Annotated in this window: 15 protein-coding genes, 1 tRNA gene and 1 pseudogene; 2 read left to right on the top strand and 15 right to left on the bottom strand. The window is 43.6% G+C overall.

Annotated elements, in window-relative coordinates; genetic code table 11:
• Nucleotides 1-16: 16 nt before the first annotated feature.
• The 5 genes from KXR87_RS11655 to mug all read right to left on the bottom strand — a co-directional run bounded on the left by KXR87_RS11655 (nt 17) and on the right by mug (nt 8,271).
• Entirely contained in the window at nt 17-2,038 is a 2,022-nt protein-coding gene (locus KXR87_RS11655) for a hypothetical protein (RefSeq protein WP_437432407.1), read from the bottom strand.
• Nucleotides 2,039-2,312: 274 nt separating this feature from the next.
• On the bottom strand, nt 2,313-5,768 hold the full coding sequence (locus tag KXR87_RS11650; protein WP_437432406.1) for an HAD family hydrolase: 3,456 nt from the start codon (nt 5,766-5,768) through the stop codon (nt 2,313-2,315).
• Nucleotides 5,769-5,779: 11 nt separating this feature from the next.
• The gene (locus KXR87_RS11645; RefSeq protein ID WP_437432405.1) at nt 5,780-6,448 is read right to left on the bottom strand and encodes an ABC transporter ATP-binding protein; all 669 of its coding nucleotides are present in this window, start codon (nt 6,446-6,448) and stop codon (nt 5,780-5,782) included.
• Nucleotides 6,445-7,221: an ABC transporter permease gene (locus tag KXR87_RS11640; protein WP_437432404.1), complete on the bottom strand. Its 777-nt coding sequence runs from the start codon at nt 7,219-7,221 to the stop codon at nt 6,445-6,447. The genes KXR87_RS11645 and KXR87_RS11640 overlap by 4 nt, the downstream gene beginning before the upstream one ends.
• Before the next feature lie 543 nt (nt 7,222-7,764).
• Nucleotides 7,765-8,271: a G/U mismatch-specific DNA glycosylase gene (mug, locus tag KXR87_RS11635; RefSeq protein WP_437432403.1), complete on the bottom strand. Its 507-nt coding sequence runs from the start codon at nt 8,269-8,271 to the stop codon at nt 7,765-7,767.
• A 127-nt stretch (nt 8,272-8,398) separates the two neighbouring features.
• On the opposite strand from mug, the gene KXR87_RS11630 reads away from it, so the two are divergent.
• Nucleotides 8,399-8,474: transfer RNA gene (locus tag KXR87_RS11630), tRNA-Ile, on the top strand.
• A 102-nt stretch (nt 8,475-8,576) separates the two neighbouring features.
• Here KXR87_RS11630 and KXR87_RS11625 read toward each other — a convergent pair.
• The 10 genes and pseudogenes from KXR87_RS11625 to KXR87_RS11580 form a co-directional block, all read right to left on the bottom strand.
• On the bottom strand, nt 8,577-9,410 hold the full coding sequence (locus KXR87_RS11625) for a DUF4942 domain-containing protein (protein WP_167610339.1): 834 nt from the start codon (nt 9,408-9,410) through the stop codon (nt 8,577-8,579).
• A 115-nt stretch (nt 9,411-9,525) separates the two neighbouring features.
• Nucleotides 9,526-9,867, bottom strand: coding sequence for a TA system toxin CbtA family protein (locus tag KXR87_RS11620; RefSeq protein ID WP_050150735.1), 342 nt, complete (start codon nt 9,865-9,867; stop codon nt 9,526-9,528).
• 20 nt (nt 9,868-9,887) lie between these two features.
• Nucleotides 9,888-10,205, bottom strand: coding sequence for a type IV toxin-antitoxin system YeeU family antitoxin (locus tag KXR87_RS11615; RefSeq protein WP_437432402.1), 318 nt, complete (start codon nt 10,203-10,205; stop codon nt 9,888-9,890).
• Nucleotides 10,206-10,223: 18 nt separating this feature from the next.
• The gene (locus KXR87_RS11610; RefSeq protein ID WP_249938829.1) at nt 10,224-10,445 is read right to left on the bottom strand and encodes a DUF987 domain-containing protein; all 222 of its coding nucleotides are present in this window, start codon (nt 10,443-10,445) and stop codon (nt 10,224-10,226) included.
• 8 nt (nt 10,446-10,453) lie between these two features.
• Nucleotides 10,454-10,930 (bottom strand): RadC family protein, encoded by a 477-nt coding sequence (gene radC / locus KXR87_RS11605; protein WP_050296583.1) that lies wholly within the window; start codon nt 10,928-10,930, stop codon nt 10,454-10,456.
• Between the two features lie 15 nt (nt 10,931-10,945).
• Nucleotides 10,946-11,404, bottom strand: a complete 459-nt coding sequence (locus KXR87_RS11600; RefSeq protein ID WP_437432401.1) for an antirestriction protein — start codon at nt 11,402-11,404, stop codon at nt 10,946-10,948.
• 98 nt (nt 11,405-11,502) lie between these two features.
• Complete coding sequence (locus KXR87_RS11595) at nt 11,503-11,742, bottom strand: DUF905 domain-containing protein (RefSeq protein WP_063163853.1); 240 nt, start codon at nt 11,740-11,742, stop codon at nt 11,503-11,505.
• Between the two features lie 293 nt (nt 11,743-12,035).
• Nucleotides 12,036-12,374, bottom strand: a pseudogene (locus KXR87_RS11590) (DUF932 domain-containing protein); the annotation flags it as partial.
• A 91-nt stretch (nt 12,375-12,465) separates the two neighbouring features.
• Nucleotides 12,466-13,329 (bottom strand): GTPase family protein, encoded by an 864-nt coding sequence (locus KXR87_RS11585; protein WP_249938831.1) that lies wholly within the window; start codon nt 13,327-13,329, stop codon nt 12,466-12,468.
• 272 nt (nt 13,330-13,601) lie between these two features.
• On the bottom strand, nt 13,602-14,570 hold the full coding sequence (locus KXR87_RS11580; RefSeq protein ID WP_249938832.1) for an IS5 family transposase: 969 nt from the start codon (nt 14,568-14,570) through the stop codon (nt 13,602-13,604).
• A 180-nt stretch (nt 14,571-14,750) separates the two neighbouring features.
• Here KXR87_RS11580 and KXR87_RS11575 point away from each other — a divergent pair, with 180 nt between their 5' ends.
• A complete protein-coding gene (locus tag KXR87_RS11575; protein WP_063923462.1) occupies nt 14,751-15,323 on the top strand; it encodes a restriction endonuclease subunit S in 573 nt (190 codons plus the stop codon).
• Nucleotides 15,324-15,335 lie beyond the last annotated feature (12 nt).

Raw genomic sequence — 15,335 nt, 5'->3', positions numbered from 1 at the left:
CGGCTTGATTAAAAAATTATCGTTCTTTATTCTCAATTATTTCCAGACGTTTTTCAATTTCATCTAAACGATACCAACAGGATTGTATAGATTTTACTATTGGAGGAATAAATTCATCATACCCCAAAGTGTAAATATCATCACCACCATTTAAGGCATGATGTTGTAACCCACCAAATTCAATATTTAAAGACTCACAGAGTTTTTTTACCTCTTGAGCTATGAACCAGTGATGATACCGAGGCTGTTTATAGGTTCCATCAGGTCTTAGGCTTTGAAAATTAGTATTCTTATGCTCACTTAAATTTCCTGAATGAGTTGAATGAGATATATCCCCGCCATTGTCGTTATTATTTCTATCATCTATCTGAACATAATCGTCGCGTAAATCCCAACGACCATCTACTGCTCTAAGACCAAGAATGAATTCAATACCAAGCACAGTATCTCTTAAATCAGCCTTATCCCTAAGATCTGCTCTGTTATGCACAGTACCATAAACATATGTTGTAGAGCGACTATTACCTAGCTGCACCTGATTGTTGCCTGAGGCGCGGCAATTGTATCCAAGCAGGGTTGTATTATTTAGATCAATGGCATTTCTTCCTAATTGAGTAATACATCCAGAATTTATGCCTAATGCAGAATTGAATTTACCCGTTAAATTTGAAGACAGTGCCCACGTACCAATAGCAACGTTTTTATAGCCTTTCGTATTTTTTGCAAGAGATTGATATCCAATTCCTACATTAAAGTTACCAGAGGTATTTTTAAGACTAGAATGACCAATTGCCACAGAACACTTTGAATTAGCTGTTGTAGAGCCTAAAGCGTTAAAACCAACTGCTACTGTTGCACTTACATTTGAAGACTCAGCACACGCCCCTGCGCCTACCACCGCATTCTCTGAACCAGACATATTACGCCGCAATGAAAACATTCCCACCCCGACATTATCATGCCCCGTTCCACCTTTTTCATTTTCAGCTGCGTTGAGACTATTACCTGCGCGATAACCGACAAAAGTATTATTTGACCCTAAATTATAATCACCGGAAAATGCACCAATATATATAGAGTTTGATTGAGATTTATCTCCAGTATTAGCATTTGCGCGGTACCCTATAGCTACAACATATGAAGAACTTAATGACTCACCTAAGGATTCAAATCCAATTGCGACATTAGAGTTACCATTCTGTAATTTTTTTCCAGAGCCAGCACCAAAAAAAGAATTATAACTACCTTTATTCAACCATTCGCCCGAAATAGAGCCATAAGCAGTATTGGCATCACCTAAACTTCGATACAAAGCTTGAAAACCTATAGCAGTATTATTGTTACCGTTGACATTACTTAGTAATGACTTTGATCCAAAAGCAGTATTATTACCTCCTTTAACTACGGACATTAGTGCTCGTGCTCCGAAAGAAGTATTATCATATCCCTTCGGCATATCGGATATTTTTAATAACTCAGGCATTATCTCATCACCATTGTTACCATTTCCGAACACATTGAATGTACGTATGGACTCTGCAACGCAACCAAGGGTTAACGTCCCATTTTTGATACTTATTACAACATTAGTATCTTTTCTTGTACCAGCAGCTAAAATAGTTCTTTCATCAATCCAAGAAAAGTCTACTACTTTTCCATCATACTTTAATGTGACATCTTCTTTCGAAGAAAAATTATAAAATAAAGTATAACGCTCATCGACATCTAAGCTTCCAGAAGAACCACCGCGCCTCCACCACTCCGCGTTATCGAACTTTAAAACACCAGGCCCGAAAAATTTTACTCTATCGCCAATAATCATCGGGCTTGATAAACGCCAAATGCCTTTAGGCACATAAATTATAGACTCTGTAAGTTCTGCATTTTTAAAGCTCTCATCGCAAAGTTTATAACCATCCCCTATGGCTCCCCATGCACGTATATCGGATGTATCGCGCCATCTTGAAATCTGTAATTTTGGGTATTTATTAAAACCATTAGGATCTGATAACTGAACTCTTAGCGAATTAGCACTCATATCTTTTATTTCTTTTGGCCCCGAATTTTCATTTTTTGATAATTCAGGGCTGACCTCTTTGGGGCATTAGCATCGCTATTCTTAGCCCAGTTTTTCGAACTAAGGCTAAAATTAATAATGGCTGAGGGTATTAACCATTTAAAGAAAAATCTACGTGAAATTGACATAAAGATTCCATACTGCGCAGATAAATTTTTATCGTATGCATATCATCATTTCTAAATTAAAAAAAATGGAATACTCAAGTATTCCATTTTTTATCTATACGTTAATGTTAACTCATATAATCCTTACCGATTCTTTTGATAAATCCACTTTTTGAATCAGCGAAAAAAAGATAAGGATTTTTGATGAATTTTTTTCTCTTGCGTTCATTCAAAGTCTTAGTAAGCACCCAATAAATAAATCTCTTTTTGAATTTTTCATTAGAAATCAGCTTTGGTTCAGAAAAATTTATTTCCGATTTGACACTCTCAACTCTAACGGGCGCTTTAACCTTAACAGTATTATTACGAACGCTATTATTTAAATCATTAAGTAGTGCTTCTCTACCCTGTTTCCAGACACATTCATTTTTGACATTTTGAATGTCAGGCAATATCGTTTTGTATTGGGTTCCGCCATAAGCATCTTCGAACATAACACCTGATAATATTCTTGCATCACGCGGATGAGGTTTAGAGAAATAATTATCTAAATTGCGAAGAGTTTTATTAGGTTCAATGTCAATACGCTTGAGTTTGTCGCTAAGGATATTAACAACTTCAGAAACGTAATTTATTGCCCCTTGTTGAATATCCTCAACAACAATTTCTCTAACATTTTCTACAGGTGAATGGGCCATAAAAACAGGCGTTAATTTACCGTTCCAATCTTTTGACATGCGAACAAATGTTGTATCGGAACAACTAAATAGAGTTTCATACAACGGTACATGTCGACAGAAATTATGATAAGTATCATGTCTATCAATAAATTCTGCCAGATAACCTTTAATATCAAGACCGTTTTCAGCTACACGTTTAAGTGCGGTCCTAAAGGTGATCAAATAATAACCACCAATTTTTTTACCATTGGGAGACAGCTGATGTAAGGATTGTTGCATTGTTCCTGCATAACCAATATCAACTATAGATGCTTTACCATCTGTAAAGACTTTTTTATCTGCAAGATATTGAAGATATAGATCACGTTCTTTTTCCGCTACGGCTAATACATCATCTTTTATATCTATTAACAGATCTTGTAGTTTATCAATATCATTAGCAGTCAGTTTTGAATGTCTGTTAAAACCATGCTCAGCTAATTTTTCGTCTGAAATAGTATCAATTTCTAAACCAAAACGATGAAGTAGTAAATGTGCGATTCGTACATTATTTGCATAATCTACGTTCACCAAATCAATAATATCATCATGGGTCTTAACTTTTGCAAGGTTTACTGCACGGCGTGAACAAAGGAGATAATGTGATTCTGGTGCGTTGTCATATAATTTAGCAACAATATCATATGCTCGCTTCATTAACTTTCCATCTCTGGAAAGAAAATATAATCTTTCAACTTTGTCTTTGATTGAGTTTTCCACCAACCATTTCGCATAGCCGAGTAACAGAGCACCAAGGCCATAATATCCTAACTTTATAGGAGACCCCCCGAAAAGTGTTCCAGTACGGAAAGGTAAATATGGATTATCATGAAGATTATTGCCCGCAATAGATAATAGCATCTTCCAATCTAATGAATGCCTGCTTTCATCTCTACTCCACGGTCCCCTATAATCTGAGTATAAGGTAAATTCATCATAAGCTTTTTTCAGATGGAATGGCTTTATCTTTCTTGCCTGTGCTTTTTTTACGTCGGCCTCAACATTATCACCAACGTGTAAAATTGTTTCAGGGCTAATATCTAAATCTTTTAGCACATAATCAAAGAGCGCACCGCTGTGTTTTTTCACACGATGTTCAGATGAGACGTACAACTTTGAATATTCGCCATAACCATTTTTCTCAAGAACTTTCGCTAAGAATTCTGCTGATAAATACATATCTGACACGAATATTATTTTTTTACCCAGTTGCTTGGCTTCAAGATACGCTCTATAGCCACTTTTCCTTGGATAAAGAAGATCATATTCAGTTTGCATTTCAAGCTGCATTAATTTTTCGCGAGAATCATCGCTTAAATTTAAATTCTCGGCTATGATTTCGTAAATTTCTTCAAGGGTAATTTCACCCAGTCCTGCTTCGATAGCGTTTTCAAATGCAGCTCTTTCAGCATTCTTACGTTCACGCTTAAAATTCAAATATGGAATGTTTGTAATTATTCGAGCATCAGATTCAATAAAATCGTAAAGATCCGTTGGATGCCTAAATGGGCGCATTAATAGTGTATCAAAAATATCGAAAGAGACAACTGGGTAGCGTCTAATCTGCTGAGAAAGTTCTTTACACTGATAATCATCTGGAGGTGAAAATTTTCTAGTATAAGGTAAAAGTGATTCAAGACTAGCTGTTTCTCGTCTTCTTTCGATAAGTTCTTTTGCTACGTTGTCAGACCATTTTTGATTATAATTAGTATTAACCGAATTAATTAACCACTCTGCATATTTATCATTAGAAAGATAATCTTGGGGGAGGTTTTTATAGTTAATTAACGATAAAAGCTTTTCATCTTTATAATAAAGATTTAGGCCATTAATTTGTTCAGAAAACTCTTCAAAATTAGAAGCGCTAGCAAACTCACTAATATGGCTTTTACCAAGTGTTAATAATGGTTTACCCCAATATGCCGCCTGATATCCCAGAGAAGACGAAATAGTTATTACACCATCAACTTCTTTCGTTAAGTATTGAGAAACCCAAGGTATTGAATTTGTTTCATCAAAGTATTTGAAGTTGGGATATTTTGCGCGTAAATATTTGATACTTTCGGGGCTAAGAACTGCGCTCTGAGTATCGCGTGAAATATAGTTGGTTACTAACAAGGCAACATTGCTTGATATTTTCTTCAAGCATTCAACTAAGATATCAAATTGACTTTTCCCCTCGCCAAGAACCGATGAGATCATAAAATAATTATCGATTTGGAGTGGGAAAAGAACTACTTTTGAAAATTCTCTTTTGATATTTTCAACAATGTGCCTGGTAGGACTTACCGACGATAAGAAAATTTCATCCTTTTCTCTTAATTCATAAAAATCATTTAATTCTTCTTCACCAGGTACGTACTCCTTGATTTCAGAGCCGCCTGCAAGCAGGCCTGAATCAAATGAAACCATATTAGCATATGGAGGTCTGGAAAAGACCCCAGGCATTTGGTAAACAATTTTTGCTTTAGGGAAAATAGTTTCCAAGTAATAAGCTGGAGACTCCCAAACTATAATAATATCTGGTGAGAAGGCAGGATCATTTATCGAGCTTAACAATTGATTTTTAATGAGCTCTACTTCTCCAGGAAAATATTTTTTTTCCTGATGTCGCATTGAACGTGGAAAATATCCCTCGCCATTCATCCATTCAATGGGATCAATGACTGCTACATTACCAACTTGATTCAATTTATTTTCATCAATACATTTCTGAGCCACTGACTCACTTAAAAAAGTAATGACGTCGTGCCCTTGATTTCTCAAGGACATAATCTGAGGAAGTAGTGAATTTCTTAACGTTGCATATCTGAAAACAGGATTTCCGAGTTCAATTGATGGTTCTAAAAAAAATAAAATATTCATATTCTTCCTGCTTAACTTATATTTTCGCTAACATTATACTGTGATATAGCATCTGAAATATTTTCAAAGTAAGAAACAGAATTGTTCCTATCAATCAACAAAGCACTATCGCAATATATTTTTAAAGAGTTCAGGCTATGCGAAACCATTAAAAAATTGGAAGTTTTATGTTTTTCTTTAAACATGTCTTCACATTTCTTCTTAAATCTGGCATCACCGACGGCTGTAACTTCATCTACAAGATAATAATCGAAACTGAAAGCCATACTTAAACCAAATCCAAGGCGTGACCGCATACCTGAAGAATATGTTTTAATAGGCATGTCAAAATATTTTCCTAACTCGGCGAAATCCTCTACGAAAGAAACTTTTTCTTTAAGTTCATGACTCTTTGAATAAAGTCTGGCAACGAATTTAACATTTTCACGCCCTGTTAAACTGCCCTGAAAGCCCCCAGCTAAACCAACAGGCCATGAAATAGATCTGTCTGTTAGAATCCTTCCACTATCAGGTCTATCAATGCCACCAATCATGCGTAATAATGTGGATTTCCCGGCACCATTCCGTCCAATCAAAGCTACACTTTTATTTGACGGTAATTCAATATTGAGGTCTTTAAAAACGTAGTGCCTGCCTTTCGGAGTACGGTAGGACTTAGTAAGATTTTCAATATGAATCATGATGTCAACATTGCCTCCTCACTTTTACGATACAAAGCTAGGCCTAAAAAAAGTGTAACCAGCGCGCACAAAGCAATGTAATTCAGACTCACGCCTTCACTAATATAACCAGCAACTACTGATTCGCGACTTAACTCCACCACATGTACTATTGGATTCCACAGCAAATATGGCCAGTACTCTTTAGGAACAGCATGAAGTGGAAACATTATGCATGAAATAAAATACAATGGTTTAATTAATATTGGTAGAAACTTCTCTGTTTCCGGGAATGTTTTTCCTAACACCATAAAAATCAATCCTAGACCAAATGAGAATACTACAAGAAGTATCCACGCCAGCATTAAATTAATAATGTTTGTTATAGCAAATTCTTCCCCTAATAGTCCTACTACCGACATAAGAACAATGTAGACTCCGCTATAAATAAGCGTTTCTAAGAGCGCTCTGGCAATTATAGTATCGACAGGCTTTACAGGTCGGTAATTGAATAGCCCTTGGTTTGCCTCAATTGCTCCGATAGAACGAGTTGCTATGCTACTAAATAAAAAAAATGGAATTAATCCGTTTAATAAGAAAACAGGAAAAGAGATATCAGGCATGGTTTTATGCATGAGATATCCAAAGATTGTTATCAGAACTAGCAAATGCGCTGCAGGCTCTAAAATCGCCCACAAATACCCTAAACGGTACTTACCAAAGCGCGTCTTAATCTCGCGCAGAAACAGCGCTTTTACAGCTGCCTGTTGAACTTCTAAACCACTTCTGGCCATGAGAGTAGTAACCCTGAACTTTCAGACACGCTACCGCCCCTGGCTGTAGCAACCAGAGCGCTTTGAGCGTAAGGATATGAAGCGAAGCATATTATTAGCTTGCTAATCTTTTAAAAAGGCAAAAAGCTGCCCTTCGGCGTAAACTTGTTGATAGGAAGGCAAAGAGGTAAATCGTAAAACCAGTGGGTATCTTCCTGATCCTAACTTCCATAGGTGGTAAAACGGCTATAAATGTAGCGGGGTATTAACCTAAATTATATATTTTAAAACCTATCAATACTACTTCATTGATGCACAGCACCTATCAAAGATGTAACCAAAATACCTTGTCCTTTATAGCGCTTCTAATTCAACCAGTTATAGGTCACTCGAATTATGCATCACTGCTGGCTATCGAAAGCCTGGTATTTTAGCACTTCATTCTCAGCGCGACTTTTTATCATTCCCGTCCCATCAATACAATTAATAGGGCAAAGCAACCCTAAAAATAGGTAGTAAATAATAGATGTGTAGTGATGATGGCGGAAGCAATCTTATCAGGCATCACCGACCTCTCTCCGCCAGCGCCTCATCCAGTTCCTTATAGCTTTCTACCAATTTATCCAGTGTTGCCCGGTTCAACCCACTCGGATTAGGTAACACCCAAACCTGGGTCACACCAATAGTAAAACCCTGCTTCCCCCATGCAGCGCCGCGTACACTAAACGCTTGCTCAAAGGCTTGCTTACCTAAAATGGCTAACGCCGCAGGTTGGTAATCCTCAATCTTTCTGATCAGTTCTCGCCCACCGGTACGAAGTTCTTGCAGGCCCACTTCGCTGGCCTGCACTGTTGGTCGTTCAACTAACATAGTTATGCCGCAACGCGTCTCTAACAGACGTTTTTCCTCTTCAGGCTTCAGGAGTTGCTCAGTAAAGCCTGCCTGATGAATGACCTTCCAGAATCGGTTACCCGGATGGGCAAAATGAAAACCAGTGTGAGCTGATGATTTCCCCGGATTGATGCCACAGAACACCACACGCAGCCCAGGTTCAAGAATGTCGTGGATCATATGTATTCCCCAGAATGTCAGTACCTTGCTTAAGTATAAAGGATTGAATTCTCATTGGTTATAAAACAAGCAGCTAAATGAATGGTGCTGGATTGCTCAGGAAAGTTCCTCTATAATCGTCCGCCTCGGCCCCTTAGCTCAGTGGTTAGAGCAGGCGACTCATAATCGCTTGGTCGTTGGTTCAAACCCAACAGGGGCCACCAGATAAAACAAGGAGTTAGATGAGAAATCATCTGACTCCTTTTTCGTTTTATACGAATCGGGTCAGGTAATGGGTCAGGTAAGGAATTGCCTCCCTGCCCTCTTCATCTCGCTGCCAGCATCCCCGGATAGTGCTTCGCCACGATATCATTCATCTTTTCTGTCAGGTCGATACGTTTAAAAGTGATGTGCGCGGTTCCTTTCTGGAAGTAACGTATACTGAAAAAATCATCTTCGTAAACATCCTTCGAAGGGTTATCCCGAATATGCTCCATCAATCGAGTAGTAACATCACCACGGTTATCGGGTATCGGTTTACCATCCAGCAGAAATAACATTCGTTCCAGGTCCGCTAGTTGATCCCGTCGCCAACCCCAGTTCAAACTAAATCCCCAGCGGTTATGCGTCACCAAATTGTTGACGATGATCTTTTTACCAAAGCTGCAGGGACTATTGGTTTTGTAATCCCACGACAGCCCTTTGAAGACATTGATAATGCCACGCTCAAATACATCCATTTTGTTCAGATGTAGCTGCTCAAAAGTACTCAGGATATTCGCCTCGCTGATGGCAGGCAGATCCCCCTCCTCCAGGTTCTTATGCCACTGGTCACGGGCCTGAGCATCCATCAAGGCCATCATGCCAGACTTCAACATCAAATCGCGCCAGATACTACGGTCAATATTGCGGGTAACGGCAGGCAGTGCTTTATCGACCTTTTCGGTCATCCAGCTATCGTAACGATGCCCGGCTTTCATCGCCCAGTCTTGCGCTGTACCACCGCCAATTTCTGAGGTTAGCTGTGAAATGGCATCAAGTTGCTGGATGAGTTGCTCGATCTGTTTTAGTGCTGTATCGCGGCCTGTCACTATGCGTTCAATACTGGTCGAGCAAATTAGCTCGCTATGATCGGTTAATACTTCAGCTTTAGTTTGCATGACATTTTGTCCTTAAAAAGCAAACGCGCCCGCCGGGTAATGGCAGGCGCATTATGCAATATGTAAACAAGGGAGAAAGCTCAGAAATTTAAATCAGGAAGGTTGTACGCAATATTCACCGTACTACGTTGTTACGGCTTTGCCGCAACAAGCCAGTTGCCTGCCGTGCTCGCAGAATATCTACAGCCCGAAGATAAGGTGATTGTTCCTGCCAACTAAACCTTCTGCGATCGATACGAACAAGCTCGTATTTTTCCACCAGAAAGTTAACGGCATTGGCCAGCGTGATACCTGCATCGATATGTTCCTGTATAACGGATTCATCCCTGAACGGCGTGTCGTTCAGAGTCAAGCCATAGTGTTGTTCCAGCAGGCGTGTCAGTAGAATTTGCCAGATAGCCACGGGGGACAGGCAGGGTTTTACCGCCCGCGAAGTTGCTGCAGATTGAGGTTTCATGCTTGCTCTCGTGAAAGTAATTAGCGCTTAGTGGGATAAATGGCGATGTATACGTAGCCGCAACTGCCGAGGGTGTCGGCTTCGCAGGTAAAACCGGTGTGGTACAGGGTGACGCAATGAACGTGTAGGGGATTCAGTTCACCGGTGGTCAGCATCGATTCCATCTGGCTGATAAAGTGCGGGAATGTTTCATCCAGCTTCTGGCATTCGGCGTCACTGAACTTACCGGTGATACTGGCCCGGTCAGCTAGGTAGTGCAGCCAGTTGCCCTCCTGCACCAGACGTGTTCCCAGGCGCGGCATGATATCGCGCTGCAAGCCCCAAGTGATGTTGCTCATTACAGTTCTCCACTATTGTCAGTTCAGGGTGATGCTCATCAGGCAGGCATAAGGCCCGTTGCGGTCCTGGCGGCGTTCGGCGTACACAGCCAGGACTCCTGTGCTATCCGGAACGTCCCTGCCGGTGTAATGGCAGACGCTACCGTGCCACTGATATTTTCCGGTGCAGTAGCGAAAGATTCGGGACTCCGGATGCTGGCGGTATATCGTCATTGCCCGGCGCTTACTGATAATTTTCATGTAATTCCTCACAGCAGACCGTGTTCTGCGAACGAATAGATTTGCCTGCCGCCGACAATCAGATGGTCAGGGACGCGGATATCCACCAGCTGAAGTGTCTGTATCAGGCGCTGCGTGAGAGCTTTATCAGCCTGGCTGGGCGTCGTCTCGCCGGAAGGATGGTTATGCGCCAGTATCACCGCTGCGGCATTGAAATAAAGGGCGCGCTTAACGACCTCCCGGGGATACACCTCGGTACGGTTAATTGTGCCGCTAAAGAGCGTCTCATGGGCAATAAGCTGATTCTGGTTGTCCAGATACAACACCCGGAACTCTTCCCGCTCAAGCGCGGCCATATGCAGTCGCAGCCATTCACGTACGGCGTGGGTGGAGGTAAAGGCTACCCCGGGCTCATGCAGATGCCGGTCCAGAACCCTGAGCGCCCGCTGGATGAGACGCCGGTCCTGTGGCGTCATCTCGCCGGGTAAAAAGGAAAGCTGTTTCATCCGTTGTTCCTCCGGTCAGTCGATGATACGCAGAATGGCGTGGGCTTCTGGATGCTGCAGCGCATAGTCCCGCAGGCGGTAATAGTGCTCCGTCATGGCATCGCATTCGGTGCGACAGGCGTGATGGCTGTAGTCAATCAGGCTGACAGCGATACCGGCAGCTTCTGCAATCATATCCGCATCATTACCGTTCATACTGTTGAACAGACGCCATTTATCGTCACTGTCAGCATCAGGGGCCATAAACGCGCCGCCATTGCTGAGCGTGTAAAAGGACCAGATACCACCGCTGTACTCATCACAGAAGCGGTCCATCCAGGCAAAAATGCGGGGTTCCAGCGTTATCCATTGTGGGATAGAGCCAAAGTGCTGTGGCCAGAAATCGAGACGCTGTTCGTCGGGAACCTGCGTTACTGTGAGTTTGAAATCGGATTCGTTAGCGGGTACAAGGTCGTACTGTGTCGCTGTTGTCATGTAAATGTCTCCGTCAATAAAAAGTGCCAGCCGCGATGGCTGGCGTGTGGGTTAATAAAGGATGGTCCGGGAGATGTGGCTGTCGGGAATGGGGTTTGTCAGTCGGTGAGTAACGACCTGCGGATGCCATAGCGCCGGATATATGGGGTAAGTTCTGCACCGGCATCGGGCTCAAAATTCCAGGCACGCCAGACCATGCCGCCATCATCGTCGCGCACAACCAGACGAAAATGCGTGGTCTGGTCATCTTCGATGGTGACGTTGTGGTAACGACTGATAATGGCTTCGGCGTGCTGCCGGGTGAAAGAACCGGGCGGTAGTAACGGGGATTCAGGCATGATGATGACCTCAAAAAGCAAAAAGCCCTGTTGCACATGTGCAACAGGGCTGGTCGAATGACTTATGTGAAAAGGCGTCAGGGTTGATCGAGACAATCCTGCCAAGTGATATCTTTCAGCGCATCGTGAAGACCACGGGCACTGAACGGTTTCGATTCTCCTGACTGTAAGGCGGTGAAGGCCAGTTTGTCTTTTGCTCCTGTGTGCTTCAGCGCTTCAAAAGCCACCTGAGCCGGAACGACCTCGCCAGGAAGCAAAATTTCATTCTCAAGCGAGTATTTTTCATTGTTTATCAGAAGATACACCCTGCTCATTCCTTCATCAGAGGTGGCGCGGTAATCCTCTTTCGGAACCTGCCGACCACAACCATCTTTTTGTAGCTGCAACTGATGGTCAGTTTCTCTCCGGCCTGATCGCACACGGGTCTGACACGCAAAGAACGGCTGGAAGCCCTCCTGCTGCAGGCTATCCAGCAAAGAGATGGTGGGTATATATGTGTATCTTTCACTACGGGATTCATATTTGTCATCGCTGAATACGCTGGGTACCACGCGGAACAACTCTTCACGGGTTAACGGACGGTCACGACGGATAAGGTTTGCTGCGCCAAAGCGCGAAGCCAGACGGGTCATAAGCAGACTCTTCAATACGGGTAAAACAAATAAAGAAAGCCCTGCCGCACTAGCGACAGGGATCGGGAAAGAACAGGCAGGCGTTAAACGTTCAGAAGAAGAAATTCCAGACAGCCCGGGCAACCGACACCACGGTGTTACGGACGGCCTGTATTACGGCCCGTACCGGAGCCGGTATCAGTGGGAAAGCACTTACCGTGTCCAGTACCGCGCCGACCGTTTCACCAAAATCGTCACGTGCTTTTTCCTGGACTGTCGTTGTGCGAAAGGGAGACTGCAGTTGCGCCACCACCGGGCTACTGGCCTCACGTGGCAGACACTTTATCATCCGCTCGGCCATCACCCGTAACCCCCACTGCAGACGGACCGACACCGCACACACCGGATGTACAGGTTGAAACAGCTCGTGCAGCAGGCAGATTTTGCGGCTGATATTCTGCTTCTGCGCCGTGGACAATTGACCACTACCGCTGGTGGGTTCAGTCTTGTCCGACTGGCTGATAACAAACAGCACCTTATGCCGGAATGCCTCCCCAATCACCTGATGATAAAAATGCTCATCTACTGCCAGCGCCCGGTCATCTGCCTTAATCAACCACAGTACCAGATCGAGCCGGGAAAGTTGTTCGCGGTACAGCGCAGCATACTCGGTATCGCGAACGCTACTTTCCCCAGCGCCGGGCAGATCCACCAGCGTCATATAGCGGTCGCCAACCTGCAGGCGAAAACGCAGTAGTTCACGGGTACAGGCCTCCACATCGCTGACCGGCGATACCTCTCCAGCAAACAGGGCATTGCAAAGGCTACTCTTTCCCGCTCCAGTTTTACCCATAATGCCGATCACTGGCTCGTAGTGAGCAAGCTGGTTTATCTGTTGCAGAATACGCTCTGATGCCCACTGTGGCAGGCCAGAAAGCGACCTCTGCAGCGACTGCAAGCCTTCAGATTTTTTCATCATTACTCCTCTGAAAATGAATATAAAAACAGCAGAACCGTGAGATTCCGCCGTTAATTAGGTATGTTCAGGAGAATGATATATATCTGAATGTTTTTATAAGTTACCGATACAGTTTAGTAATCTACTTAAAACAATAAGTAACCTAAAAACTTTTGGTGTATAACTAATATCGCCATGACTCTCTAAGCCATTCAGCACGTTGTAAAATGCCCGGGGCTTTGTTGAATAAATAAGATTTCGTGCGAACGACCCTGTAGCTGGCTGGATTTTCAGGCAATACGCACGCTTTCTGGCATCCCAGCCTTTGTCATCCTGTTCAACGCACGCACCATGGCCATAGCTTCCGCTACCTGACCATCGTAGTCACGCAGCGTCAGTGAATCTCCCAACAACTGCTTCATTCTGTACATTGCCGTTTCCGCTATCGAGCGACGGTTATATTCCGTTGTCCATTTCCACCGTGCATTGCTTCCGCTCAGCCGCTGATTAGCAACGGCACGGTTGCGGTCTGCGTACTCACCGGGCCAGTAACCTGCTCCTTTTCGGGGAGGAATAAGCGCGCTGATTTTTTTGCGGCGCAGTTCATCGTGACAGAGCCGGGTATCGTAAGCCCCGTCTGCCGCGGCTGCCCTGATTTTTCTGTGAGTCTGCCGGATAAGGCCCGGGAAGGCTTCTGAGTCCGTGACGTTATTCAGCGACAGGTCTGCATAGACAACTTCATGTGTGTTGCTGTCAACAGCAAGATGCAACTTTCGCCAGATACGACGGCGCTCTTTGCCGTGCTTTCTGACTTTCCATTCGCCTTCACCAAAGACCTTCAGCCCGGTGGAATCAATCACCAGGTGTGCGATTTCACCCCGGGTGGACGTTTTGAAACTGACATTAACCGACTTTGCCCGCTTACTGACACTGGTGTAATCCGGGCAGCGCAACGGAACGTTCATCAGGGCAAAAATGGAATCAATAAAACCCTGCGCAGCCCGCAGGGTCAGCCGGAATACGCGTTTAATCACCAGAACGGTGGTGATGGCGAGATCAGAATAGCGCTGGGGCCTTCCTCGTGATGAAGGCGTTGCCGACTCATACCAGGCCTGAATCGCCTCATCATCCAGCCAGAAAGTGAGGGAGCCACGGTTGATGAGAGCTTTGTTGTAGGTGGACCAGTTGGTGATTCTGAACTTTTGCTTTGCCACGGAATGGTCTGTGTTGTCGGGAGGATGCGTGATCTGATCCTTCAACTCAGCAAAAGTTCGATTTATTCAACAAAGCCCTTTAGACGCTATAAAACGATTTCTGAGTCACAAAAACATTGATCGGCCGCATGAGTAATAAATTTAAATTCCTTGATGTAAATAATTCATCAGGTTTATGATTGGCAATACCACGACAATGTAATTTAAATTTATTCGGATTGCAGAATGACGCGAAGCTACAAAGACATCGCCCACTTTACGGCAGGCTCGCACATCAGCCGTATCCAGCAAAACGCAGATGGGTCCGCATTTCGTTTCTATGCGACCGAACAGTTTCTGGTAGATGACTGGCAGTCAGATATTGTGTCAGCCGAGATAGAACAGTGGGTGAAAACGCATCAGGATGTTGTGCTGGCGCAGAAAGGAGATGTTGTCATAAGCCTGATTCATGGCAAGGCGGTTCGCGTGAGCACCGAAAATGCCGGACGTATTTTAGGTAACAACTACGTCAAAGTGGATGTGGATGACAGCCAGATTAATACAGCGTGGTTTCTCTGGCATTTCAATGAAAGCCCAGAGGGGCGACGTCAGCGGATTCAGGCCACCCAGGGTTCAACCGTCGTACAGCGTATCGCGGTTAATGAACTGAAAAATTTTACCGTTACCCTCCCACCACTCGCACAGCAAAAAGCGATGGGGGGGCTCTATCTGGCGGCGCGAGAAAAACGCTTTTATCAGCAGCGGATTGCCGCCCTGAGCGAACAACAGATCCTGAGCCTGCTCAGTGGTATGATTTGACTTATTACGTCA

This window comes from Yokenella regensburgei (assembly GCF_051486985.1).
GTDB lineage: Bacteria > Pseudomonadota > Gammaproteobacteria > Enterobacterales > Enterobacteriaceae > CBFFRJ01.
The sequence above is the reverse complement of the archived record's forward strand: the minus strand, read 5'-3'. Positions and strand labels throughout refer to the sequence as shown.

What these genes read in the sequence shown, in the direction of transcription:
- KXR87_RS11615 (WP_437432402.1), bottom strand. Translation starts at nt 10,205, where the DNA reads ATGAGCAACATCACTTGGGGCTTGCAGCGCGATATCATGCCGCGCCTG.
- mug (WP_437432403.1), bottom strand. Translation starts at nt 8,271, where the DNA reads ATGATCCACGACATTCTTGAACCTGGGCTGCGTGTGGTGTTCTGTGGC.
- KXR87_RS11650 (WP_437432406.1), bottom strand. Translation starts at nt 5,768, where the DNA reads ATGAATATTTTATTTTTTTTAGAACCATCAATTGAACTCGGAAATCCT.
- KXR87_RS11585 (WP_249938831.1), bottom strand. Translation starts at nt 13,329, where the DNA reads ATGAAAAAATCTGAAGGCTTGCAGTCGCTGCAGAGGTCGCTTTCTGGC.
- KXR87_RS11620 (WP_050150735.1), bottom strand. Translation starts at nt 9,867, where the DNA reads ATGAAACCTCAATCTGCAGCAACTTCGCGGGCGGTAAAACCCTGCCTG.
- KXR87_RS11640 (WP_437432404.1), bottom strand. Translation starts at nt 7,221, where the DNA reads ATGGCCAGAAGTGGTTTAGAAGTTCAACAGGCAGCTGTAAAAGCGCTG.
- KXR87_RS11575 (WP_063923462.1), top strand. Translation starts at nt 14,751, where the DNA reads ATGACGCGAAGCTACAAAGACATCGCCCACTTTACGGCAGGCTCGCAC.
- KXR87_RS11625 (WP_167610339.1), bottom strand. Translation starts at nt 9,410, where the DNA reads ATGCAAACTAAAGCTGAAGTATTAACCGATCATAGCGAGCTAATTTGC.
- radC (WP_050296583.1), bottom strand. Translation starts at nt 10,930, where the DNA reads ATGAAACAGCTTTCCTTTTTACCCGGCGAGATGACGCCACAGGACCGG.
- KXR87_RS11645 (WP_437432405.1), bottom strand. Translation starts at nt 6,448, where the DNA reads ATGATTCATATTGAAAATCTTACTAAGTCCTACCGTACTCCGAAAGGC.
- KXR87_RS11610 (WP_249938829.1), bottom strand. Translation starts at nt 10,445, where the DNA reads ATGAAAATTATCAGTAAGCGCCGGGCAATGACGATATACCGCCAGCAT.
- KXR87_RS11595 (WP_063163853.1), bottom strand. Translation starts at nt 11,742, where the DNA reads ATGCCTGAATCCCCGTTACTACCGCCCGGTTCTTTCACCCGGCAGCAC.
- KXR87_RS11600 (WP_437432401.1), bottom strand. Translation starts at nt 11,404, where the DNA reads ATGACAACAGCGACACAGTACGACCTTGTACCCGCTAACGAATCCGAT.
- KXR87_RS11655 (WP_437432407.1), bottom strand. Translation starts at nt 2,038, where the DNA reads ATGAGTGCTAATTCGCTAAGAGTTCAGTTATCAGATCCTAATGGTTTT.